The 21,998-nt window shown below is 72.8% G+C and carries 24 protein-coding genes and 1 pseudogene; 2 read left to right on the top strand and 23 right to left on the bottom strand.

Annotated elements, in window-relative coordinates:
- Positions 1–8 precede the first annotated feature (8 nt).
- Positions 9–305: a hypothetical protein gene (locus ACRYRX_RS09510; RefSeq protein ID WP_432511616.1), complete on the bottom strand. Its 297-nt coding sequence runs from the start codon at positions 303–305 to the stop codon at positions 9–11.
- A 194-nt stretch (positions 306–499) separates the two neighbouring features.
- On the opposite strand from ACRYRX_RS09510, the gene nucS reads away from it, so the two are divergent.
- Positions 500–1,195 (top strand): endonuclease NucS, encoded by a 696-nt coding sequence (gene nucS, locus ACRYRX_RS09515; protein ID WP_432511617.1) that lies wholly within the window; start codon positions 500–502, stop codon positions 1,193–1,195.
- Positions 1,196–1,293: 98 nt separating this feature from the next.
- Here the strand turns inward: nucS and ACRYRX_RS09520 are convergent.
- Positions 1,294–1,581 (bottom strand): annotated as a pseudogene (locus ACRYRX_RS09520) (STAS domain-containing protein); the annotation flags it as partial.
- Between the two features lie 355 nt (positions 1,582–1,936).
- Here ACRYRX_RS09520 and ACRYRX_RS09525 point away from each other — a divergent pair.
- Positions 1,937–2,269, top strand: a complete 333-nt coding sequence (locus tag ACRYRX_RS09525) for a hypothetical protein (RefSeq protein WP_432511618.1) — start codon at positions 1,937–1,939, stop codon at positions 2,267–2,269.
- A gap of 13 nt (positions 2,270–2,282) precedes the next feature.
- On the opposite strand, the gene ACRYRX_RS09530 is transcribed toward ACRYRX_RS09525, so the two are convergent.
- The 21 genes from ACRYRX_RS09530 to ACRYRX_RS09630 all read right to left on the bottom strand — a co-directional run bounded on the left by ACRYRX_RS09530 (position 2,283) and on the right by ACRYRX_RS09630 (position 21,975).
- Positions 2,283–2,723, bottom strand: coding sequence for a DUF2550 domain-containing protein (locus tag ACRYRX_RS09530; protein WP_432511619.1), 441 nt, complete (start codon positions 2,721–2,723; stop codon positions 2,283–2,285).
- 16 nt (positions 2,724–2,739) lie between these two features.
- Positions 2,740–3,015, bottom strand: coding sequence for a F0F1 ATP synthase subunit epsilon (locus ACRYRX_RS09535; RefSeq protein WP_432511620.1), 276 nt, complete (start codon positions 3,013–3,015; stop codon positions 2,740–2,742).
- Positions 3,015–4,475 carry a F0F1 ATP synthase subunit beta gene (gene atpD, locus ACRYRX_RS09540; protein ID WP_432511621.1) on the bottom strand — a complete coding sequence of 487 codons (1,461 nt, stop codon included), beginning with the start codon at positions 4,473–4,475 and terminating at the stop codon, positions 3,015–3,017. Before atpD ends, ACRYRX_RS09535 begins: the two co-directional genes overlap by 1 nt.
- Positions 4,476–4,534: 59 nt before the next feature.
- Positions 4,535–5,443: a F0F1 ATP synthase subunit gamma gene (locus ACRYRX_RS09545; RefSeq protein WP_432511622.1), complete on the bottom strand. Its 909-nt coding sequence runs from the start codon at positions 5,441–5,443 to the stop codon at positions 4,535–4,537.
- A gap of 52 nt (positions 5,444–5,495) precedes the next feature.
- Complete coding sequence (gene atpA, locus ACRYRX_RS09550; protein ID WP_432511623.1) at positions 5,496–7,136, bottom strand: F0F1 ATP synthase subunit alpha; 1,641 nt, start codon at positions 7,134–7,136, stop codon at positions 5,496–5,498.
- An 85-nt stretch (positions 7,137–7,221) separates the two neighbouring features.
- Complete coding sequence (locus ACRYRX_RS09555) at positions 7,222–8,049, bottom strand: F0F1 ATP synthase subunit delta (protein ID WP_432511624.1); 828 nt, start codon at positions 8,047–8,049, stop codon at positions 7,222–7,224.
- The gene (locus tag ACRYRX_RS09560) at positions 8,046–8,612 is read right to left on the bottom strand and encodes a F0F1 ATP synthase subunit B (protein ID WP_432511625.1); all 567 of its coding nucleotides are present in this window, start codon (positions 8,610–8,612) and stop codon (positions 8,046–8,048) included. Before ACRYRX_RS09560 ends, ACRYRX_RS09555 begins: the two co-directional genes overlap by 4 nt.
- A 48-nt stretch (positions 8,613–8,660) precedes the next feature.
- Complete coding sequence (gene atpE / locus ACRYRX_RS09565; RefSeq protein ID WP_432511626.1) at positions 8,661–8,882, bottom strand: ATP synthase F0 subunit C; 222 nt, start codon at positions 8,880–8,882, stop codon at positions 8,661–8,663.
- A gap of 64 nt (positions 8,883–8,946) precedes the next feature.
- The gene (gene atpB / locus ACRYRX_RS09570; protein ID WP_432511627.1) at positions 8,947–9,735 is read right to left on the bottom strand and encodes a F0F1 ATP synthase subunit A; all 789 of its coding nucleotides are present in this window, start codon (positions 9,733–9,735) and stop codon (positions 8,947–8,949) included.
- Between the two features lie 88 nt (positions 9,736–9,823).
- Complete coding sequence (locus ACRYRX_RS09575) at positions 9,824–10,045, bottom strand: hypothetical protein (protein WP_432511628.1); 222 nt, start codon at positions 10,043–10,045, stop codon at positions 9,824–9,826.
- Positions 10,046–10,050: 5 nt separating this feature from the next.
- Positions 10,051–10,488: an ATP synthase subunit I gene (locus ACRYRX_RS09580; RefSeq protein ID WP_432511629.1), complete on the bottom strand. Its 438-nt coding sequence runs from the start codon at positions 10,486–10,488 to the stop codon at positions 10,051–10,053.
- Positions 10,489–10,631: 143 nt separating this feature from the next.
- Positions 10,632–11,795 (bottom strand): glycosyltransferase family 4 protein, encoded by a 1,164-nt coding sequence (locus ACRYRX_RS09585; protein ID WP_432511630.1) that lies wholly within the window; start codon positions 11,793–11,795, stop codon positions 10,632–10,634.
- Positions 11,792–12,526, bottom strand: coding sequence for an L-threonylcarbamoyladenylate synthase (locus tag ACRYRX_RS09590; RefSeq protein ID WP_432511631.1), 735 nt, complete (start codon positions 12,524–12,526; stop codon positions 11,792–11,794). The genes ACRYRX_RS09585 and ACRYRX_RS09590 overlap by 4 nt, the downstream gene beginning before the upstream one ends.
- 58 nt (positions 12,527–12,584) lie before the next feature.
- A complete protein-coding gene (gene prmC / locus ACRYRX_RS09595) occupies positions 12,585–13,430 on the bottom strand; it encodes a peptide chain release factor N(5)-glutamine methyltransferase (protein WP_432511632.1) in 846 nt (281 codons plus the stop codon).
- A gap of 1 nt (position 13,431) precedes the next feature.
- Complete coding sequence (locus ACRYRX_RS09600) at positions 13,432–14,538, bottom strand: serine hydrolase domain-containing protein (RefSeq protein ID WP_432511633.1); 1,107 nt, start codon at positions 14,536–14,538, stop codon at positions 13,432–13,434.
- A 120-nt stretch (positions 14,539–14,658) separates the two neighbouring features.
- Positions 14,659–15,720 carry a peptide chain release factor 1 gene (gene prfA, locus ACRYRX_RS09605; RefSeq protein ID WP_432511634.1) on the bottom strand — a complete coding sequence of 354 codons (1,062 nt, stop codon included), beginning with the start codon at positions 15,718–15,720 and terminating at the stop codon, positions 14,659–14,661.
- A 96-nt stretch (positions 15,721–15,816) separates the two neighbouring features.
- Positions 15,817–16,032, bottom strand: a complete 216-nt coding sequence (rpmE, locus tag ACRYRX_RS09610; RefSeq protein ID WP_432511635.1) for a 50S ribosomal protein L31 — start codon at positions 16,030–16,032, stop codon at positions 15,817–15,819.
- Between the two features lie 134 nt (positions 16,033–16,166).
- Complete coding sequence (rho, locus tag ACRYRX_RS09615; protein WP_432511636.1) at positions 16,167–18,218, bottom strand: transcription termination factor Rho; 2,052 nt, start codon at positions 18,216–18,218, stop codon at positions 16,167–16,169.
- A gap of 361 nt (positions 18,219–18,579) precedes the next feature.
- A complete protein-coding gene (thrB, locus tag ACRYRX_RS09620) occupies positions 18,580–19,557 on the bottom strand; it encodes a homoserine kinase (RefSeq protein WP_432511637.1) in 978 nt (325 codons plus the stop codon).
- Positions 19,558–19,597: 40 nt separating this feature from the next.
- Complete coding sequence (thrC, locus tag ACRYRX_RS09625) at positions 19,598–20,677, bottom strand: threonine synthase (protein WP_432511638.1); 1,080 nt, start codon at positions 20,675–20,677, stop codon at positions 19,598–19,600.
- On the bottom strand, positions 20,677–21,975 hold the full coding sequence (locus tag ACRYRX_RS09630) for a homoserine dehydrogenase (RefSeq protein ID WP_432511639.1): 1,299 nt from the start codon (positions 21,973–21,975) through the stop codon (positions 20,677–20,679). Before ACRYRX_RS09630 ends, thrC begins: the two co-directional genes overlap by 1 nt.
- Between the last annotated feature and the right edge of the window lie 23 nt (positions 21,976–21,998).

Below are 21,998 nucleotides of genomic sequence, written 5' to 3' on the forward strand. Positions count from 1 at the left end.
GGGTGCCCTCAGCGGCGGTGGGCGCGGGCGGCGAAGCAGGACCGGTGCCAGTGACGCCGTTCGCTGGCCCCGTCAGCGGGCGCGAACGTCCCCCGGGAGGGCCAGACGACCAGGTGCGCGGTGCCCGGCGGGATGTCCTGCCAGCACCCCGGGCAGCGGTACGTCTTGGTCGAGGAGGTGCCGCGCAGCTCGCGGACGACCCAGTCCCCGTCGGGGGCGGAGACTGTGCGGTCGACGCCGCGGCCCAGCGGTGCGCGCGGCGGCGGGTCCTGACGGCGTCGGTTGGCGCGGGGCACGCGCCCCATGGTCGCAGGCCGGTGCGGCGGACCGACCGGGCGCTGCCGCGGTGGTGTCCCCTCCACACCACCGTGGCCGCGCTCGGTCCGCCCGGTAGTCGTCGCCGGGCCCGGATTCGTTACACGCCCCACCGGGCTGCGCCGGGTCCCGCCGGGTCCCGCCGGTGACGGCCCGGGCGCGCGGTCTCGTAAGCTCGCCCCTCGTGCGTCTCGTCATCGCCCGCTGCTCCGTCGACTACGCGGGGCGGCTCAACGCCCACCTGCCGCTGGCGACCCGGCTGCTCATCGCCAAGGCGGACGGCAGCGTCCTAGTGCACTCCGACGGCGGCTCGTACAAGCCGCTGAACTGGATGAGCCCGCCGGCGAAGCTGACCGTCGCCGTCCCCGACGAGGACGCCCGCGAGGCCGGCGTCGTGGAGACCTGGACCGTGCAGCACGCCAAGACCGACGACCGGCTGGTCGTGTCCATCCACGAGGTGCTGCACGAGTCCGAGCACGACCTCGGGGTGGACCCGGGGCTGGTCAAGGACGGCGTCGAGGCGCACCTGCAGAAGCTGCTGGCCGAGCACATCGCCACCCTCGGCGAGGGGTACACCCTCGTGCGCCGCGAGTACATGACGGCGATCGGCCCGGTCGACATCCTGGCCCGCGACGCCGGGGGCCGGGCCGTGGCGGTGGAGATCAAGCGCCGCGGGGAGATCGACGGCGTCGAGCAGCTGACCCGCTACCTGGAGCTGCTCAACCGGGACCCGCTGCTGGCCCCGGTGGCGGGCGTCTTCGCCGCGCAGGAGATCAAACCGCAGGCCCGCACCCTCGCCACCGACCGGGGCATCCGGTGCGTGACCCTCGACTACGACGCCTTGCGCGGCATCGACGACGTGGAGTCCCGGCTGTTCTGAGCCCCGCTGCGGGCGGTGCGCCGCGCGTGCGGGCTCAGCAGGGCCTGCGCGCGGACCAGCCGCACCGCGGCGCGCTCGGCGGCGAGGGCCTGCTCGTCCTCGACCTGCAGGACGCGGTGCAGCCGGGTGACCCGCAGCAGGCGCAGGGCCGGCAGCGGGACGCTGCGCAGGACCAGCCGGCGGCCGGTGCGCTGGGCACGCCGGTGCGCACCGACGAACACCCCCAGGCCGGTGGCGTCGGCGACGACGATGTCGGCGACGTGGACGACGAGGTCGCCGGTGCCTGCGTCGACGGCCGCGTGCAGCGCCTCGCGGACGGCGGGGACGGTGTGCACGTCGAGCCGGCCGCCGACGTGCACGACCTGCCCCTGCACCTCCTCGCCCACGTGGGCGTCGTGGCCGGGCGCCGAGCGGGCCGCCCGCCGGGCCGCGACGTCGTCGGCCGCGCTGGGCACCTGCCCGCCGTCGGTCGTCGCCAGTGCGATCGCCATGTGATCCTCCCCCGAGGACGCCGGTCGTGATCGTGTGATCGTCACCGGTAGGACGCGGTGGGCCCCCGATCGGTTGCACCCGGTTCCCGGGAGGTCCACGGCGACCCCTCACGACCCCGGGGACACCACGACCGACGGTCACCCTTCGAGCACACTCTGCCAGCGCGCAGTACCGCCGTGGGGGTGGTCCACCCGCCCGTTGCCGAACGGTGACCTATCGGCCCGCGCGCCCGAGGAGGATGATGCGGCAGTGGACTCGACCGACTGGGGCAGCTACTCCTACGCGTTCGGCCCCGTCATGGCCCTGCTGGCCGTCGGGGTCCTCGTCGTGCTGCTGCGGTGGACCTACGCGCGCGGCAAGTCCGTCGTCGAGCGCCGCCCCGCGCAGGGGTCGAGCGACGACTACGGACTGCTGGAGGTCGTGTCCGCTCCCCCGACGTTCGTGGAGGCCGAGGTCCAGCGCCGGACCCTCGTGGACGCGGGGATCCGCGCCACCCTGGCCCCCACCACCGAGGGACCACGCGTCATGGTGTTCCCCACCGAAGCCGGACTGGCCCGGCAGATCCTCGAGCAGCAGCGCTGAGCCGGGCGGCCGGTCAGGCCACGTTCACACCCTGCCCCGGTGGGGCGGACTCCAGCCAGCTCGCGAACCCGGTGTAGGCGTCCTCGCCCATCGCCAGGTCGATGTCCTCGCCGTCGAGGCGGCACTCCACGACGACGGCGCCCGGCTGCACCGCGACGGTCTCGCTGCCCTCCGGCTCGCGGAAGGTGGTGACCACCAGCGCCTGCCGGGCGAAGCTGCACGACGGTCTGGGGGACAGCGAGAACGTGCGGTACCAGTCCAGTCGGTCGGTCTCGTACTGGGCCACGCCCAGGGCCCAGCGTCGGCGGCCGCGCCGGGCTCGCCGCACCGAGCAGTCGAAGGTGCCCAACCGGGCCATCAGTCGGCGTCGACGGACGACCACGAGGAGGAGCACCACGATCAGGGCGACGGCGCACGCGCCTGCGATCTCCAGGGAGAGCAGGACCTCGTGCACCGTCGCCCAGCCGTTCTCAGCGCGTGCCGGAACCCGCGGCGACCTCGACCTGCTCGGCGACGATCGTCACCTTGTCGTGGTCCACCGAGAAGAACCCCCCGGTCACCGTGGCGGTCAGGCCGGCCGAGCCGGAGCCCTGGATGGCGACCTCCCCCGGCGCGAGGATGGCCAGGATCGGCTCGTGACCGGCCATGATGCCGATGTCGCCCTCGGCCGTGCGGGCCCGCACGAGGGTGGCCTCGCCGGACCACACCGAGCGGTCCGCCGCCACGAGCTCGACCTGCAGAGCCATCAGGCGGTTTCCTTCTGGATGCGAGCCCAGTTGCGCTCGACGTCCTCGAGGCCACCGACGTTGAAGAAGGCCTGCTCGGCGATGTGGTCCAGCTCGCCGTCGGCGATCTTCGAGAAGCCCTCGATGGTCTCCTTGAGCGGGACCGTCGAACCGGCGACACCGGTGAACTTCTCGGCCATGTAGGTGTTCTGCGAGAGGAACTGCTGGATGCGGCGAGCACGGCTCACCGTCAGCTTGTCCTCCTCCGACAGCTCGTCGACGCCGAGGATCGCGATGATGTCCTGCAGCTCCTTGTTGCGCTGCAGGATCTGCTTCACGCGGACCGCGGTGTTGTAGTGGTCCTGCGAGATGTACAGCGGGTCGAGGATGCGCGACGTGGAGGTCAGCGGGTCCACGGCCGGGTACAGACCGCGCGAGGCGATCTCGCGGGAGAGCTCGGTCGTCGCGTCGAGGTGCGCGAACGTCGTCGCCGGCGCCGGGTCGGTGTAGTCGTCGGCGGGGACGTAGATCGCCTGCAGCGAGGTGATCGAGTGACCACGCGTCGAGGTGATGCGCTCCTGGAGCACACCCATCTCGTCGGCCAGCGTGGGCTGGTACCCCACGGCGGACGGCATGCGGCCGAGCAGCGTCGACACCTCGGAACCGGCCTGGGTGAACCGGAAGATGTTGTCGATGAACAGCAGCACGTCCTGCTTCTGCACGTCGCGGAAGTACTCCGCCATCGTCAGGGCGGACAGGGCGACGCGCAGGCGCGTGCCCGGCGGCTCGTCCATCTGGCCGAAGACCAGCGCGGTCTTGTCGAAGACGCCGGCCTCCGCCATCTCGGCGATGAGGTCGTTGCCCTCACGGGTGCGCTCACCGACACCGGCGAACACCGACACACCACCGTGGTCCTGCGCGACGCGCTGGATCATCTCCTGGATGAGGACGGTCTTGCCGACGCCCGCACCGCCGAACAGGCCGATCTTCCCGCCCTGGACGTACGGGGTGAGCAGGTCGATGACCTTGATGCCGGTCTCGAACATCTGCGTCTTGGACTCGAGCTGGTCGAAGCTCGGGGCCTTGCGGTGGATGGGCCAGCGCTCGGTGACCTCGAGCTTCTCGCCCTCCTCGAGGTTCAGCGCCTCGCCGATGGCGTTGAACACCTTGCCGAGGGTCACGTTGCCGACGGGCACCGAGATCGGCGCGCCGGTGTCGACGACGGCCGCACCGCGGACCATGCCGTCGGTCGGCTTCAGGGAGATCGCGCGGACCATGTTGTCGCCCAGGTGGGAGGCCACCTCGAGCGTCACGGTCTGCGTCTGGCCGCCCATCGTCACCTCGGTGGTGAGGGCGTTGTTCTGGTCCGGCATCGTGTCGGCCGAGAACTCGACGTCGACGACGGGCCCGATGACTCGGGCGATGCGGCCGGTCGCACCCTTGCTGGTGCTGGACGGCGCTTCGTTGACGGTGGCGGTCATGTCGCTCCTCGGGCTTCCTTCGTCGAGTGAGTTCTTCGTGAGTGGTGGGGGGCTGCGCGTCAGGCGCGCGAGCCGGAGGAGGCCAGTGCGTCGGCGCCGCCGACGATCTCGCTGATCTCCTGGGTGATGTCCGCCTGGCGGGCGTTGTTGGCCAGCCGCGTCAGCTTCTTGATGAGCTCGTCCGCGTTGTCGGTCGCGCTCTTCATGGCCCGCTGACGGGCGGCGAGCTCGGAGGCCGCCGCCTGCAGGAGGCAGTTGAAGATCCGGCTGTTGACGTACTGCGGCAGCAGCGCGTCGAGGACCGCGTCGGCGCTCGGTTCGAACTCGTACAGCGGCTGGAGCTCGCCACCGGCGGGCGCCTCGACGCCCTCGACGACCTCCAGCGGCAGGAGCCGGATGACCCGGGGTTCCTGCGTCACCATGCTCACGAAGTGCGTGTACACGACGTGGATCTCGTCGACGCCGCCGTCGGAGGAGTCCTTGCCGAAGTCGGCGAGGAGACGGTCGCCGATCTTCTTGGCGTCCTCGTAGGTCGGCGAGTCGGTGAAGCCCGCCCAGGAGTCGACGACGGTGCGGCGGCGGAAGTTGTAGAACGCCGCCGCCTTCCGGCCGACCAGGTACGGGGCGACCTCCTTGCCCTCCTCGCGCAGGGCCGCGGACAGCCGCTCCCCCTCGCGCAGGACGGACGAGGAGTAGGCCCCCGCCAGACCCCGGTCGGACGACAGCAGCAGCAGGGCTGCGCGCTTGACCTGGGTCTTCTCGGTGATCAACGGGTGGTCGAGCGAGGAGTTCGACGCCGCCGCCGACACCGCGCGGGTCAGCGCCCGCGCGTACGGGGTCGACGCGCGCACGTTCGCCTGCGCCTTGATGATCCGCGACGCCGCGATGAGCTCCATCGCGCGGGTGATCTTCTTGGTCGCCTGGACCGAGCGGATCTGCCGCCGGTAGGCCCTCAGCTGGCCTGCCATGTCCTGCTCCTCTTCCTTGCTCCGCTCGGTCCTTCGACTACCCCTGCGCCTCTCAGCGCTTGGTGGTGGTGATCTGCTCCTGCGAGATGTCGTCCGCGTCGGTCCGGCCGTGGTCCTCGTCGGCCGGGGCCGCGGAGGCACCGTCCTTGCCCGGGGTGAACTGCGGCTTGAAGGCGTCGATGGCCTTCTTCAGCTCGTCCTTGGCCCCGTCGGAGAACTGCTTGCTCTCGCGGATGCCCTGCATGAGCTCGGCGTGGTTGCGCTTGACGTACTCGAGGAACTCGCGCTCGAAGCGGGAGATGTCCGAGACCTCGACCGAGTCGAGCTGACCGGTGGTGCCGGCCCAGATCGAGACGACCTGCTCCTCCAGCGAGAACGGCGTGTACTGCGGCTGCTTGAGCAGCTCGACCAGACGCGCACCGCGGGCGAGCTGGTTGCGCGAGGCCTGGTCCAGGTCGGAGGCGAACATCGCGAACGCCTCCATCGCGCGGAACTGCGCGAGGTCCAGCTTCAGCGTCCCGGAGATGCCCTTGATCGCCTTCGTCTGCGCGGCACCGCCGACGCGGGAGACCGAGATGCCGACGTCGATCGCCGGGCGCTGGTTCGCGTTGAACAGGTCCGACTGCAGGAAGATCTGGCCGTCGGTGATCGAGATGACGTTGGTCGGGATGTACGCCGAGACGTCGTTGCCCTTGGTCTCGATGAAGGGCAGACCCGTCATCGACCCGGCGCCGAGCTCGTCGGACAGCTTCGCGCAACGCTCCAGCAGACGGGAGTGCAGGTAGAAGACGTCACCCGGGTACGCCTCGCGGCCCGGCGGACGACGCAGCAGCAGCGACACGGCGCGGTAGGCCTCGGCCTGCTTGGACAGGTCGTCGAACACGATGAGGACGTGCTTGCCGGCGTACATCCAGTGCTGGCCGATGGCCGAGCCGGTGTACGGGGCCAGGTACTTGAAGCCGGCCGGGTCGGACGCGGGGGCCGCGACGATGGTCGTGTACTCCATCGCGCCGGCCTCCTCCAGCGAACGCTTCACCGAAGCGATCGTGGAGCCCTTCTGGCCGATGGCGACGTAGATGCAGCGGACCTGCTGCTTGGGGTCGCCCGAGGCCCAGTTGGCCTTCTGGTTGATGATCGTGTCGATCGCGATGGCGGTCTTGCCGGTCTGGCGGTCACCGATGATCAGCTGACGCTGACCACGGCCGACCGGGATCATCGCGTCGATCGCCTTGATGCCGGTCTGCAGCGGCTCGCGGACCTCCTGGCGCTGCACGACCGAGGGGGCCTGCAGCTCCAGCGCGCGACGGGTCTCGGCCTCGATCGGCCCGAGGCCGTCGATCGGCGCACCCAGCGGGTCGACGACGCGGCCCAGGAAGTCGTCACCGACGGGGACGGAGAGGACCTCACCCGTGCGGTGGACCTCCTGGCCCTCCTCGATGCCGGCGTAGTCGCCCAGGACGACCACACCGATGTCCCGGACGTCGAGGTTCTGCGCGAGGCCGAGGGTCCCGTCCTCGAAGCGCAGCAGCTCGTTCGCCATGACCGAGGGCAGGCCCTCGACGTGGGCGATGCCGTCGCCCGCGTCGGTCACGCGGCCGACTTCCTCACGCGCGGCGGTACCGGGGTCGTACGACGCCACGAAGGCGTCGAGAGCGTCCCGGATCTCCTCCGGGCGGATGGTCAGCTCGGCCATGGAAGCCCTGCTCTCCTTCTCGGGTCGTGCGTTCTCGAAGTCCATTGTCCCCCGCGTGTCGCGGGGGTGGGTGTTGCGCTGGTGCTCAGCCCGCGAGGCGGCGGCGGGCGTCGTCGATCCGGGTCGCGATCGACCCGTCGATCACGTCGTCACCGACGCTGACGCGCAGCCCGCCCACCAGGTGCGGGTCGACGTCGACGTTGACCCGGATCGGGCGCCCGTACTGCCGCGACAGCGAACCGGCGAGCCGGTCGCGCTGCGCCTCGGTCAGCGGGGCCGCGCTCACGACGTGGGCGACGAGCTGCTCGCGGCGCTTGGCCACGACCTCCACCCACTCCTCGAGCAGCCGCTCGGCACGCACCCCGCGGGGGGACACGGCCACGCGGCGGGCCAGCTGGACCGTCTCGGGGACCGCCCGGTCCAGCAGCAGCCGGGAGACCAGCGACGCACGGTTGGCGTCCGGGGCGCTGCGGTCGGCGAGGGCGTCGCGCAGGGCCGGGTTGCCGGCGATGGTGCGGGAGAACCGGAAGAGCTCGTCCTCCAGCGCGTCGAGGTGCCCCGACTTCTCCGCCTGCGTCACGACCGCCACCACGGCGAGCCGCTCGGCGGCGTCGGAGAGGTCGCGGCCGGCGGTCCACCGCGCGGAGGCCAGCGCGGCCACCGTCTCGACGGCGGCCGGGCTGATCTTCCCCGCGAAGGTGCGGCGGACGAAGTCGGCCTTGGCCGCGGAGTCCCGCGACGGGTCGGTCAGCGCGCGGCGCAGGCCGACCGAGGAGTCGAGCAGGCTGGTCACGGCGAAGAGGTCCTCGCCGGTCCTGCCCGCGTCCGTCCCCTCGGCGGCCAGCTGCGCGTCGAGCACCTGCTGCGCGGTGGCGAGGCTCGCCTTCGCGACGCCGGAGTCGAGCTCGTTCATCGGGAGGTCGCCCCCGACTCGCTGCGCTCGAGGTCGGCCAGGAACCGGTCCACGACACCGCTCTGGCGAGCGGGGTCCTGCAGCGACTCACCCACGATGCGCGACGCCAGGTCGGTCGCCAGGCGACCCACCTCGGCGCGCAGCTGCGCGGTGGCCTGGGCACGCTCGGCCTCGATGATCGCGCGCGCCGACGTCGTGATGCGGTCGGCCTCGGCCTGGGCCTGCTCGCGCATCTCGGCGAGGATCTGCGCACCCTGCTGGCGCGCCTCCTCGCGGATGCGGTTGGCCTCGCCGCGGGCGTCCGCGAGCTGGGCCTTGTACTCGTCGAGAGCGGCCTGCGCTTCGGCCTGGGCCTTCTCGGCCTTCTCGACGTTGCCCTCGATGGCCGCGCGCCGCTCCTCGTACATCTTCTCGAGGCGCGGGACGACCTTCTTGGCGATCACGGCGTAGATGATGATCGCGAAGACGATGCCGACGATCAGTTCCCCGAGGTGGGGAAGGATCGGGTACAGCGGGTCGCCCTCAACTTCTTCGCCTGCTGCGGCGAAGCCTGCTACGAGCACGTTTCCTCCTTCGGGCTCAGGGCAGCGGACGGGTGCTGATCAGCCGGGTCAGGCCGGAGCGTTGCCCGCGAACACGAAGGCGAGGGCGATGCCGAAGATGGCGAGTGCTTCCGCGAGGACGAAGCCGAGGATGGCGATGCTCTGGAGCATGCCGCGGGCTTCGGGCTGACGGGCAGCGCCGTTGATGTAGGCCGCGAAGATCAGGCCGATGCCGATGCCCGGGCCGATGGCGGAGAGACCGTAACCGACGATGGCGAGGGAGCCGTACATGGTCCTCTGTCATTCCTTTCGTTGCCGGAGCGCACGTCCGCGCCCGGGTTCTGGGTGGGGCGGTTCAGTGCTCGTCAGCGAGGGCGCTGGCGATGAAGGTGGCGGCGAGCATCGTGTAGACGTACGCCTGCAGGAACTCGACGAAGAGCTCGAACAGCGTCAGGGCGAAGGCCATGCCGATGGTCGGGACGCTCAGGAGCTTCAGGCCGAGGCCGCCGTGGAGGAGCATGTGCTCGGCGCCGGTGATGAACAGCACGAGGATCAGGTGGCCCGCGAACATGTTGCCGAAGAGCCGCAGGGTGATCGTCACCGGCTGGATGACGACGATGGAGAGCACCTCGAGCAGGAACACCAGCGGGACGATCGGCTTCGGCAGGCCGTGCGGCACGACGCCGGCGAAGTACGCGGCGAAGCCCTTCTTCCGGATGCCGACGACGTGGTACGTCAGGTAGAGCATGATCGTCAGCGCCAGCGGGAACGCGATGCGCCCCATCGTCGGGTACTGGATCGGCGGGATGACGCCGAACAGGTTGTTGACGAGGATGACCGTGAAGAAGGTGAACAGCAGCGGCAGGAAGCGGCGGAAGTCCTTGCTGCCGATGATGTCCCGGCCGATGGTGTTCCGGACGAAGCCGTAGACGGCCTCCACGGCCATCTGCTTCTTGCCCGGCACGACCGCGAGGCGCTTGGTCCCGGCCAGCAGCAGCCAGATGATGAGGACGGCGGACAGCGCGAAGACGATGGCCGGCCGCGTGATGGCGAACGGCCCGCTCCCGATCAGCGGCTGCCAGAAGATGCTCTGGTCGGGCGCTTCGTACGCGCTCTCCGCGGCAGCCAGCAGGGGCAGGCTCACGTCAACTCCTCCGTGCGAACTTCATCGTGGGTACGGGGCCGGTCTGCCGGCCGCGTGGCCCCCTGAACAGTGGTCGGGCGTCTCGCGGTCAGTGCGTACCGTACCGGAGCCACACGTAGTACAAAGTCAACGCCTTGCCGACGACCAGGCCGATCCCCACCACGAAGCCGGTGCCGAGCAGGTGGTCGACCCCCCAGCCCGCGAGCGCTCCGAGGAGCGCGCCGGAGATCAGGTAGGAGGTGATGCTCCAGGCGACCTTCTCGGTGAGGCCGTTGCCGATGTCGGTGCTCGGGTCGTCCGACGGTTTCACCAGGCTCACTTCGGCCCCTCGTCCGTCATGAAGACGGGGATGCGCATCTTCACGAAGCCGCGCAGCTCCGCCGCCAACCAGACGACGGCCGTGACGATGACGGTGAAGCCGAGGGCGGGACCGGAGATGCCGTCGACCCGGATGAGCAGCAGCATCGCCACGCCGAGCAGGACGACCTTGACGGTGTAGACCACCATCGCGGTCAGCATGATCATGTGCGGGTTCTTCTCGGTGACCTTGCGCATGACGACCAGCCGCGCACCGAAGAACGCGATCACGATCGCCCCGCCGATCAGCGACGAGAGCCCCGCGGACAGCCCCTGCCAGACGGCGGCGACCACGACGCAGACGACCGCGACGATCCCCGTCACGAGCGAGGCGCGGCGCAGCAGGGTGCCGAAGGCCTGGGCGGCCTGGACTCCTGCGTCGGTGCTCGTGCTCACGGGGTTCTCTCTCGTCGTCGGTGGGTCGTCCGGTGGGACAGGCCTATCGGCGGCAGCCCCGGTGTCGGGTGGAACCGGGGAGACTTCGTGAAAGCTATCACGAGCGGAAGGGTCTCCTACGCCGCGTCGTGGCTCACCTGAGCTCATGTGCGCGAAGTCTCATGCGTCACGTCACGCTCCTGCTCGGCCCGGTCACTCACGGTCCCCACCGTGCGCCGTCCGCGCCGCCAGTACAAGGGCAGGAACGTCAGCGCCAGCACCAGGCACCCCGCGGCGAAGGCCACCGCCAGGGCCTGCGTCAGCGGCAGGAACGCCGACGTGGCCGCCCCGAAGCTCAGGAAGGCCGCCCAGGAGTACATGGTGAGGACCGCCACGCGGTGCGAGTGCCCCATCTGCAGCAGGCGGTGGTGCAGGTGCTTCTTGTCCGGGTGCCAGAACGCCTTGCCGGCCCGGGTGCGACGCACGACCGCGAGCACCATGTCGCTGAACGGCACCAGCAGCACGGCGACGGGCAGCAGCAGGGGGAAGAACGCCGGCGCGATCTGCTCGTCGGCGACCGTCTCGGGGTCCACCGTGCTGGTCGCGGCGATGGTCGAGCTCGCCATGAGCAGGCCCAGCAGCATCGACCCCGAGTCGCCCATGAAGATGCGCGCCGGGTGGAAGTTGTGCGGCAGGAAACCCAGGCAGACGCCCACCGTGACGGCCGCGATCAGGGTCGCCAGCGAGGAGAAGTCGTCGGGTGCGCTCCCGCGCTGCAGGGCGTACGAGTACCCGAAGAAGGCGATCGCACCGATCCCCACGATCCCCGCGGCGAGGCCGTCGAGGCCGTCGACGAAGTTCACCGCGTTGACCGACACCAGGACGACGAGGATCGTGATGATCATCATGGTGCGGCCCGACAGCAGCGTCACCCCGCCGATGGGCAGCTGCAGCAGGCTCACGCCCTGCCAGCCCATGATGCCCGCGGCGAGGACCTGGCCCGCCAGCTTCGTGACGGCGTCGAGCTGGACGATGTCGTCGGCGACCCCGACGGCGACGACCACCGCGGCGCCGACCAGGACCCACACCGGCCCCGGGTCCGACTCGAAGACGCGGGACAGGAACGGGATCCGGCTCGCCACCACCAGTGCCGCGACCATCCCGAAGAGCATGGCCACGCCCCCCAGGCGCGGGATCGGCACCGAGTGCACGTCCCGGTCCCGCAACGGGGTGACCGCGCCGACGCGCTGGGCCACCCGTCGCACCAGGGGGGTCGTCAGGTACGTCACGGCCGCGGCCACGACGATGACGAGCAGGTAGGCCCTCATCCGCTCGCGGCTCCGGACTCCTCCGGTCCGGTCCGCTCGCCGGCTGCGCCGGCGGCGGCCGCCTCGTCGGGGGCGTCGGGGGCGTCGAGCTCGACCCAGCCCTTGGGCACGGCCGCGCGCAGCTCGGCCTCGCTGATCGCGCCGACCCGCAGGACGCGCAGCGGCCCGTCGGAGGCGTCCACGATGGTCGAGGGCGCCCCCTTCGGGCTGGCACCGCCGTCGAGGTACACGCGCACCGAGTCCCCGAGCTGGTCGACGGCCTCCTGCACGAGCGTCGCGGCCGGCTGACCCGACCGGTTCGCGCTCGAGACCGCCATCGGACCCGTGCGCTGGAGCAGTTCCAGGGCGACCGGGTGCAGCGGCATGCGCAGCGCCACCGTCCCGTTCGTGTCCCCCAGGTCCCACGTCAGCGACGGCTGCGCCCGGCAGACGATCGTCAGGGCGCCGGGCCAGAACGCGTCGATCAGCTCGCGCACCGCGAACGGGATGGAGCTGGCCAGCCCGTCGATGGTGCGCGTCTCGGGGACCAGCACCGGCGGCGGCATGTCCCGGCCGCGGCCCTTGGCCTCCAGCAGGCGCTTGACGGCGGCGGGGTTGAAGGCGTCGGCGCCGATGCCGTAGACGGTGTCGGTCGGCAGCACGACGACCTCACCGCGCTTGACGGCGTTGTGCGCCGCGGACAGACCGCGGTCTCGGACGACGGGGTCAGCGCAATCGAACGGGGGCCTCACGGGAGAAGAGTCTCGCACCGTCCGGGCGTGTCGCGACGACGACCTGGCGCCCGGCGCGTCAGCGGCGACGGGCGGAGGTGGCGCGGGGCCGTCCGGTGAGGTCGCGGTGGCTGCGCACGTCCACCCACTCCCGGTCGCCGAACATCTCCCGGGCCGCGGCCTCCTGGACCTCGGCGTGCTCGACGACCGCGTACCCGCCCGCGCGCAGCAACCGGGCGGCGGTGGCGACGACGCGGCGGGGCACCTGCAACCCGTCCTCCCCCAGGCCGTACAGGGCGACCTGCGGGTCGTGCCGGGCGACCTCGGCGTCGACGGGCACCGCTCCCGGCGGGACGTAGGGCGGGTTGCTCACGACGACGTCGACGGCGCCGTCGAGGTCGGCGAACGCCGTCGCCGCGTCACCGCGGCGCAGGTCCAGGCCCGGGGCGAACTCCTCCACGTTGCGGCGGGCCCACTCGTGGGCCATCGGGTCCAGCTCGACGGCGTGCACGCGGGCACCGGGCACCTCGGTGGCGACGGCGAGCGCGATGGCACCCGACCCCGTGCACAGGTCCACGACCACGGGGGCCTCGACGTCCCGGGCGGCGACGATCGCCAGCTCGGCGACGGTCTCGGTCTCGGGCCGGGGCACGAAGACGCCCGGGCCGACGTGCAGGTCCAGCGCGCGGAACCCGGCCCGGCCGGTCAGGTGCTGCAGCGGCACGCGGTCGGCCCGCAGCTCCAGCAGGTCGCCGAACCGGCCGGGGTCGACCCGCTCCCCCAGCGCCACGAGCACCCCCACCCGCGAGCGGTCCACCCCGAGGGCGTGCGCGAGCAGCAGCTCGGCGTCGGCGCGGGGGGTCGGGACCCCGGCGGCCGCGAGCCGCCGCTCGGCGTCCAGGAGCAGCTCGCGGGCGTCGATCACCTCACGAGGCTAGGCCCAGCAACCGGAGGGCGACCGTCTGGGTGTCCACCGCCTCCGACCCGCTGGGCGAGGTGACCACGGCCCAGGCCCCCGTCGCGGGCTCGGCCCACACCGACGCCTGGACCCCGGAGGTCGCGCCGTTGTTGTACAGCAGGGTCCGCCCGTCGAGGTCGACGGTGAACCAGCCCCACCCGACGCCCGACTCGCCGTCCTGCACCCGCGGCCGCAGGGCCAACGGGTCGAGCCCGCCCGTGGCGGCCGCCCGGGCGAGCCGGCCCAGGTCCTCGGCGGTCGACCACACCCCCGTCCCGGCCGGGGTGCTGCCGGCGGACAGCCACGGCTCCGCGACCCGGCCGTCCGGGCCCAGCTGCCGCGCCGCCCCGGCCGGCGGCGCGGGCGGGGCGGCGACCGTGGCGTCCAGGCCCAGGGGGGTCAGGACCCGCTCGGCGAGGAGCTGCGGGTAGGGCAGGCCGGCCCGCTGCGCCAGCGCGTTGCCCAGCAGCGCGTAACCCAGGTTGGAGTAGGCGTACCGGCCGCGCTCGGTGCGGAACGGCGTCCAGGCCGCGTCCCGCAGCAGGTTGTCCGGGGTGTCGAAGCGGTACGGGTTGCCGAGGGTGAACGAGGCCAGCAATCCCGCCGCGGCGGCCCGCGTGCTGAGGCGGGGCAGGCCCGAGGTGTGGGTGGCGAGCTCGTCGAGCGTGGTGGTGGCCAGCTCCCCGCGCAGGTCGGGGTGCACCTGCCCCAGCGTCGTCGCCGGCGTCACCTCCCCGCGCGCCACCATGTCGGCCAGCAGCAGACCCGTCAGCGACTTCGTGATCGAACCGATCTCCTGCGGCGTCCCGGCCTCCAGCGGGCGGTCGACGTCCGCGGTGCCGACGGCGGCCGAGGTCGAGCCGGTCGCGTCCCCGACGGCCGCGGCGAACCCCTGGCCGGGCAGGTCGGCGGTGGCGTCGCGCAACCGGGCCACCAGGGCCGGGTCACCCGTCGAGGCCGCCGACGGGCGCGGCGGCTGGGGGACGGCGGCGGCCGACAGCCCCGCGACGAGCGCGGCGCTCACCCCCGCCAGGCCGAGCTTCCGGACCAGGGGACGCAGGGAACGGGACGACACGGGACCACCTCAGTCCGGCAGCGGCGGGCAGGGCACGAGCGGACGACGCGCTCGGGCGCGACGCCGTCACCGCCCACGCTAGGGACGCGCAGCGGACCGGGGCATCCGACCTTCGGCGGATCAGGACGCCGCGAGCTGCGCCGCCTCGTCGGCGTCGACGGCCGACTGGATCACCGGGTCGAGGTCGCCGTCGAGCACGGCGTCGAGGTTGTACGCCTTGAACCCCGTGCGGTGGTCGGCGATCCGGTTCTCGCCGTAGTTGTAGGTGCGGATCCGCTCGGAGCGGTCGACCGTGCGGACCTGCGAGCGGCGCGCGGCCGAGGCCTGCGCGTCGGCGGCCTCCTGGGCGACGGCGTGCAGCCGCGCCCGCAGGATGCGCATCGCCTGCTCCTTGTTCTGCAGCTGCGACTTCTCGTTCTGGCAGCTGGCGACGATGCCCGTCGGCAGGTGCGTGATGCGCACGGCGGAGTCGGTGGTGTTGACGCTCTGGCCCCCGGGCCCGGAGGAGCGGAAGACGTCGACGCGCAGGTCGTTCGGGTCGATCGCCACCTCGACCTCCTCGGCCTCGGGCATCACCAGCACGCCGACGGCGGACGTGTGGACCCGCCCCTGCGACTCGGTGACGGGGACGCGCTGGACGCGGTGGACACCGCCCTCGTACTTCAGCCGGTGCCAGACCCCCTCGGCCGCGCTGCCGCGCGCCTTCACCGCGACCGACACGTCCTTGTAGCCGCCGAGGTCGCTGGGGGTGGAGTCGATGAGCTCGGTGGCCCAGCCGTGCCGCTCGGCGTAGCGCAGGTACATCCTCAGCAGGTCGCCGGCGAAGAGCGCGGACTCCTCACCCCCCTCCCCCGCCTTGATCTCCAGGATCACGTCGCGGGCGTCGTCGGGGTCGCGCGGCAGCAGCACCCGGCGCAGGCGCTCGCCGGCCTCGGTGACCGCCCGCTCCAGCGCGGGCAGCTCGGCGGCGAAACCGGCGTCCTCGGCGGCGAGCTCGCGCGCGGCCTCGGCGTCGCCGACGGCGGCGCGCCACGCCGAGTGCGCCTCCACGACCTGCCCCAGCTCGGCGTAGCGCCGCCCCAGGGACCGGGCCAGCCCCGCGTCGGCGTGCACCGCCGGGTCACCGAGACGGCGTTCGAGCTCGGCGTGCTCGTCGAGCAGCGGCTGGACGGACTCGAACACGGCGGGCTCCTGAGCAGGCGGGTGGACGGGGGGCGGGAACGCGACAGCGCCGGCCCCTCCGCCCGGAGGGGCGGTGGGACCGGCGCTGTGGACGTGCTACTTGGCGGTCTTCTTGCCGTAGCGCTGCTGGAAGCGGGCGACGCGACCACCGGTGTCCAGGATCTTCTGCTTGCCCGTGTAGAACGGGTGGCAGGCGCTGCAGACGTCGGCGCGCATCTCACCGGACTTCTCGGTGCTGCGGGTGGTGAACGTGTTGCCGCAGGTGCAGGTGACCTGGGTCTCGACGTACTCCGGGTGGATCCCAGCCTTCATGGTTCTCTCCTCTAGGCGCTCAGTCGGTACCGGGTCGCCGATCGTGCTGGCGTGAGCCGGTACCCGCGGTGTCGAAGCAGTCTCCCACAGGAGCCGCCGGGTAGTGGAACCCGGCGGCCCCCCGGAAGATTCCCTCAGTCCTTGGTGACCAGGGGGGTCGAGGTCTGCACCTGGTGCAGGAACTCGAGGTTGCTGCGGGTCTTCTTCAGGCGGTCGAGCAGCAGCTCGATGGAGGCCTGCGCGTCGAGCGCGGTGACGACGCGACGCAGCTTCCAGACGGTCTGCAGCTCCTCGCGGGACATGAGGATCTCCTCGCGGCGGGTGCCGGAGGCCGGCACGTCGACCGCCGGGAAGATGCGCTTGTCGGCCAGCTGGCGCGACAGGCGGACCTCCATGTTCCCGGTGCCCTTGAACTCCTCGAAGATGACCTCGTCGGCCTTGGAGCCCGTCTCGACCAGGGCCGAGGCCAGGATCGTCAGCGAGCCGCCGTTCTCGACGTTGCGCGCCGCGCCGAAGAAGCGCTTCGGCGGGTACAGCGCCGAGGCGTCGACACCACCGGAGAGGATGCGGCCGCTGGCCGGCGCGGAGATGTTGTAGGCGCGCGACAGGCGGGTCAGGGAGTCCAGCAGCACGACGACGTCGTTGCCCAGCTCCACCAGGCGCTTGGCCCGCTCGATGGCGAGCTCGGCGACCGCGGTGTGGTCGGAGGCAGGACGGTCGAAGGTGGAGGCGATGACCTCACCCTTGATCGTCCGCTGCATGTCGGTGACCTCTTCAGGACGCTCGTCCACGAGCACGACCATGAGGTGGCACTCGGGGTTGTTCGTCGTGATGGCGTTGGCGATGGCCTGCATGACCATCGTCTTGCCGGCCTTCGGCGGGGCCACGATGAGACCGCGCTGCCCCTTCCCCAGCGGCGACATCAGGTCGATGATCCGCGTGGTCAGGACGTTGGGCTCGGTCTCCAGCCGCAGGCGCTCCTGCGGGTACAGCGGCGTGAGCTTGGTGAACTCCGGACGGTGCCGGGCCTGCTCGGGCGCCGCGCCGTTGACCGTGTCGACGCGCACGAGCGCGTTGAACTTGGCGCGGGCACCGGTCTGCTCGCCCTCGCGGGGCTGGCGGACCGCACCGGTGACGGCGTCACCGGGGCGCAGGTTGTTCTTCTTCACCTGGCCCAGGGAGACGTACACGTCGTTGGCGCCGGCGAGGTAGCCGGAGGTGCGGATGAACGCGTAGTTGTCGAGCACGTCGAGGATCCCGGCGACGGGCAGCAGGACGTCGTCCTCGTTGACCTGCTCGTCGATCTCGGGCGCACCGCCGCCGTCACGGCCGCCGCGGCGGCCCTTGCGGTCGCGGTAGCGGTTGCGACGGCCACGGCGGCCCTCGCCCTCGAAGTCGTCGGACGGGCCGGTGTGGGCGGCCTGCGGACGCTCGGCGCGGTCCTCGCCCCGCGCCTCACCGCGGGTCTCCCCGCGCGCCTCACCGCGGTTCTCGCCACGGTTCTCGCCGCGGTTGCGGTTCTCACCACGGGTCTCGCCCTCGCCCGCGGCCTCGCGGCGGGGCATGTTGGGCAGCTCGACCTGCTGGTCGGGCTCACGCACGCGGTCGCGGCGGGCCCGCTCGCGGCGCGACAGGCGCGGCGGGGCGTCCTCGGGACGCTCGGTCCGCGCGGGGCGCTCGGTGCGGCCGCCGGTGAAGTCGTCCAGCGTCGGCTCGGGGCGCGGGGCCGGGGTGGTCTCCCCGGCCGGGGCGGGGGCGTCCGCGGCGGGCAGCTGGGCCGCGGGTGCCTGGGCCGCCGGCGGAGCACCGGCGGGCGCGCCGGCCCGGCGGGAACGGGTCCGCGGGGCCTGGATCCGCGCCTCGGCGGCCTCGGCGGCGGGTTCGGCAGCGGGCTGGACGGTGAGCTCGGCGACCGCGGGCGCGGCCTGCTCCACGACGGGAGCCGGGGCCTGCGCCACGGGAGCCGGCGCCTGGGCGGGTGCGCTGCGCTGCGGCCCGCCGGACTGGTGCTCCCGGATGGCGGCGAGCAGGTCCACCTTGCGCATGCGCCCGGTGCCGGAGATCCCGAGCTCGGTCGCCAGCGCCTGGAGCTGCGGCAGGCGCAGCGCTGACAGGCTCCCCGTCCGGCGCACGGGCGCGTCGGTGTTCGCGCCGTCGGTGGCAGCGGTGTCGGTGGTATCGGTCACGAAGGTCCTTCCCCCTCGTCGGAGCGACTGACCGGCGGATCCGGCGCTTCGTCGGGTCCGGGGGTGTCGCGGTGACTGCCCGATCGGGCAGCGGTTGGGAATCCACGGCCGCGCACAGCGCAGCAGATGAGTGGAGACGCACCCGGAGACGGGGGGACGAGCGCTGCAGGAAGCGGTCCTACGAGCAGAGGGGCTTCGACCAGCGTCCGTCGAACAGACGGTCCCGCCGTGAGTGCTGAGCCCATGCTAACACCCGAGGCCCCACCGGCGTCCCCCATCCCCCGAACGGCGGTGCGGCGCGTCGTCCCGTCCCCGCGCGGGAGCCGGCGGGCACCCGCTCAGCGACTGGGGGACAACGGCTTCAGCCGAGCGTCCACTGCACGCCCGTCGGGTGGACCGGGCGGTCGTGGACGTCCCAGTCACCCTGGTCCTGCGCGATCGCGCGCACCCTCCCCACGCCGGCCTCGTCGGTGAGGACGAGCACGCTGGGACCGGCACCGGAGACGACCGCGGCCAGCCCGGCGGCGCGCAGCGCGTCGAGCAGCTGCGCCGACCGCGGCATCGCCGGGGCCCGCTGGGCCTGGTGCAGGCGTTCCTCCGTCGCGTCCAGCAGCAGCGACGGGTCGGCGCTCAGCGCGTGCACGAGCAGCCCCGCCCGCCCCGCGGTGAACGCCGCGTCGCCGTGGGGGACGGTCGCCGGCAGCAGCGCACGGGCCCGTGACGTCGCGAGCTCCTCGGCCGGGACGCAGACGACGGCCCGCACGGACGGGTGGACCGCCAGCCGCACGGACCGCACCGCGTCCGGGTGCGTCGGGTCGCCGCCGTGCGTCCAGGCGATGGTGAACCCGCCGTGGACGGCGGGAGCGGCGTTGTCGGGGTGCCCCTCGCGCCGGGAGCTCTCCAGCAGGACCCGCTGCCTCGCCTCGGCGTCGGTCTCGGTGACCACGCCCGCGGCCTGCATCAGGCCCCGCGCCGCGGTGAGGCCCGCGACGATCGCCGACGCCGACGACCCCAGCCCGCGCCCGTGCGGGATGACGTTGCGGCACAGCAGGTCCAGCCCCACCGCCTCGTACCCGGCCGCCGCGAGCTCCTCGCGCAGGACGCGGACGACGAGGTGGCGGCCGTCGGTCGGGACGGCGTCGGCGCCCTGCCCCTCGACGCGGACGGTCAGGCCCTCGGCGGCCGTGACCTCGGCCCGCACCTCGTCGCACAGGTCGAGGGCGAGGCCGAAGGCGTCGAAGCCGGGGCCCAGGTTCGCGCTCGTCGCCGGGACCCGGACCGTCACGGCGGCACCGACCGGCAACCGGCCCAGGGTCCGGGGGCGGGTGGGGACGCTCATGCCGGCGTGCGGTGGCCGTGCGGCGCGGTGCGCACGCGGCTCAGACGTCCAGGCCGATGGCCCGGGCGATGGTCACGGCGTCGGGCTGCACGCGCACCGGCTCCACCGAGCCCTCGGCCCCGCCCGCGAGCTCCAGGGCCCACTGCGGGTCCTTCAGCCCGTGCCCGGTCACCGTGATGACGATGGTCTGGCCGGCCTCGACCTCACCGGCCTCGGCCGCCGCCAGCAGACCCGCGACCCCCGCGGCGGAAGCGGGCTCGACGAAGACGCCCTCCTTCGCCGACAGCCACCGGTGCGCGGCGAGGATCTGCTCGTCGCTGACCGCGTCGATGCGGCCGCCGGAGTCGTCGCGCGCGGTCGTGGCCCCGGTCCAGGAGGCCGGGTGGCCGATGCGGATCGCGGTGGCGATCGTCTCGGGCTGGTCCACGGGGTGCCCCTTGACGATGGGGGCGGCGCCGGCGGCCTGGAAGCCCCACATCTTCGGGGTCCTCGTGGCGACGCCGTCGGCGGCGTACTCGGTGTAGCCCTTCCAGTACGCGGTGATGTTCCCGGCGTTGCCGACGGGCAGCGCGTGGATGTCCGGGGCGTCGCCGAGCACGTCCACGACCTCGAAGGCACCGGTCTTCTGGCCCTCGATGCGGAACGGGTTGACGGAGTTGACCAGCTCGACGGGGTACGCCTCGGCGAGCTTGCGCGCCTGGTTCAGGCAGTCGTCGAAGTTGCCGTCGACCTGCAGGATCGTCGCGCCGTGGGCCACGGCCTGGGACAGCTTGCCCATCGCGATCTTGCCGTCGGGCACGAGGACGGCGCAGCGGATGCCGGCCGCCGTGGCGTACGCGGCGGCCGAGGCGGAGGTGTTGCCCGTGGAGGCGCAGATGACGACCTCGGCGCCCAGCTCCTTGGCCTTCGTCATCGCCATCGTCATGCCCCGGTCCTTGAACGAACCGGTCGGGTTGCAGCCCTCGACCTTCAGGAGCACGCGGCCCCGCACGAGCTCGGAGAGGTGGCGCGCCGGCACCAGCGGCGTGCCCCCCTCGCCGAGGGTGACCACCGGGGTGGACTCGGTCACGGGCAGCCGGTCCCGGTACTCCTCGATCAGGCCCCGCCACACGTGCGCCATCAGGCGTCTCCCCCTTCGACCCGCAGCACACCGGCCACGGAGTCCACGATGTCCAGCTGTTCGAGCTCGTCGACGGTGGCCGACAGGTCCGCGTCCGTCGCGCTGTGCGTCACGACGACCAGGACGGCGCGCCCGGAGTCGTCCTGGCGCTGCTGCACGGCCTCGATCGAGACGCCGTGCGCGGCGAACACCCCGGCCACCTGGGCCAGCACGCCGGGCTTGTCGGCCACGTCGAGCCGCACGTGGTAGCGCGTGACGGTCTCGGCCATCGGCTGGACCGCCAGCTCGGCGTACGCCGACTCCCCCGGGCCGCGGCCGCCGACGACCTTGTGCCGCGCGACGGCGACGACGTCGCCCATCACGGCGCTGGCCGTGGGCCGGCCCCCGGCGCCGGGGCCGTAGAACATGAGCTGGCCCGCCGCCTCGGCCTCGACGTAGACGGCGTTGAACGCCCCCCGCACCCCCGCGAGCTGGTGCTCCAGCGGCAGCATCGCCGGGTGCACGCGGACCGAGACGGCCTCGTTGCCGTCGGCGTCCGTGCCGCGCTCGCAGATCGCGAGCAGCTTGACGACGCAGCCCTGGACCTCGGCGGCGCGCACGTCGGCGGCGCTGACCTCGGTGATGCCCTCGCGGTGGACCTCGTCCAGGCCCACCCGGGTGTGGAACGCCAGCGAGGCCAGGATCGCGGCCTTGGCGGCGGCGTCGAAACCCTCCACGTCGGCCGTCGGGTCGGCCTCGGCGTACCCCAGGGCCTGCGCCTGCTCGACGGCCTCGGCGAAGCCCATGCCCGTCGTGTGCATCTGGTCCAGGACGTAGTTCGTCGTGCCGTTGACGATGCCCAGCACGCGCGTCACGCGGTCGCCCACGAGGGACTCGCGCAGCGGGCGCAGCAGCGGGATCGCGCCCGCGACGGAGGCCTCGTAGTAGAGGTCCGCGCCGTTCTTCGCCGCGGCCTCGTACAGCGCCGGGCCGTCGGCGGCCAGCAGGGCCTTGTTGGCGGTGACGACCGAGGCGCCGTGCTCGAGGGCGGACAGGATGAGCGAGCGCGCCGGCTCGATGCCGCCGATGACCTCGATGACGACGTCGGCGCGCGTCACGAGCTCCTCGGCGTCGGTCGTGAACAGCGACGCGTCGATGCCCTCACCGCGGTCGCGGCCCAGGCGGCGCACCGCGATCCCCACGAGCTCCAGCGGCGCACCCACGCGCGCCGCGAAGTCGTCGGCCTGCGTCGTCAGCAGTCGGGCGACCTCGGCGCCCACGACACCGCACCCGAGCAGCGCGACCTTCACCGGCTCCACCGCTTGCGCTCCCTCAGTTCGTC

This window comes from Kineococcus lubricus, from assembly GCF_050871965.1.
Classification (GTDB): Bacteria; Actinomycetota; Actinomycetes; order Actinomycetales; family Kineococcaceae; genus Kineococcus.

Excerpts from the sequence above, each read along its gene's own strand:
- ACRYRX_RS09545 (WP_432511622.1), bottom strand. The coding sequence starts at position 5,443 with ATGGCAGGCCAGCTGAGGGCCTACCGGCGGCAGATCCGCTCGGTCCAG.
- atpE (WP_432511626.1), bottom strand. The coding sequence starts at position 8,882 with ATGTACGGCTCCCTCGCCATCGTCGGTTACGGTCTCTCCGCCATCGGC.
- rpmE (WP_432511635.1), bottom strand. The coding sequence starts at position 16,032 with ATGAAGGCTGGGATCCACCCGGAGTACGTCGAGACCCAGGTCACCTGC.
- ACRYRX_RS09535 (WP_432511620.1), bottom strand. The coding sequence starts at position 3,015 with ATGGCTCTGCAGGTCGAGCTCGTGGCGGCGGACCGCTCGGTGTGGTCC.
- thrC (WP_432511638.1), bottom strand. The coding sequence starts at position 20,677 with ATGGCGCACGTGTGGCGGGGCCTGATCGAGGAGTACCGGGACCGGCTG.
- thrB (WP_432511637.1), bottom strand. The coding sequence starts at position 19,557 with ATGAGCGTCCCCACCCGCCCCCGGACCCTGGGCCGGTTGCCGGTCGGT.
- ACRYRX_RS09510 (WP_432511616.1), bottom strand. The coding sequence starts at position 305 with ATGGGGCGCGTGCCCCGCGCCAACCGACGCCGTCAGGACCCGCCGCCG.
- ACRYRX_RS09585 (WP_432511630.1), bottom strand. The coding sequence starts at position 11,795 with ATGAGGGCCTACCTGCTCGTCATCGTCGTGGCCGCGGCCGTGACGTAC.
- ACRYRX_RS09555 (WP_432511624.1), bottom strand. The coding sequence starts at position 8,049 with ATGAACGAGCTCGACTCCGGCGTCGCGAAGGCGAGCCTCGCCACCGCG.
- atpD (WP_432511621.1), bottom strand. The coding sequence starts at position 4,475 with ATGACCGCCACCGTCAACGAAGCGCCGTCCAGCACCAGCAAGGGTGCG.
- atpA (WP_432511623.1), bottom strand. The coding sequence starts at position 7,136 with ATGGCCGAGCTGACCATCCGCCCGGAGGAGATCCGGGACGCTCTCGAC.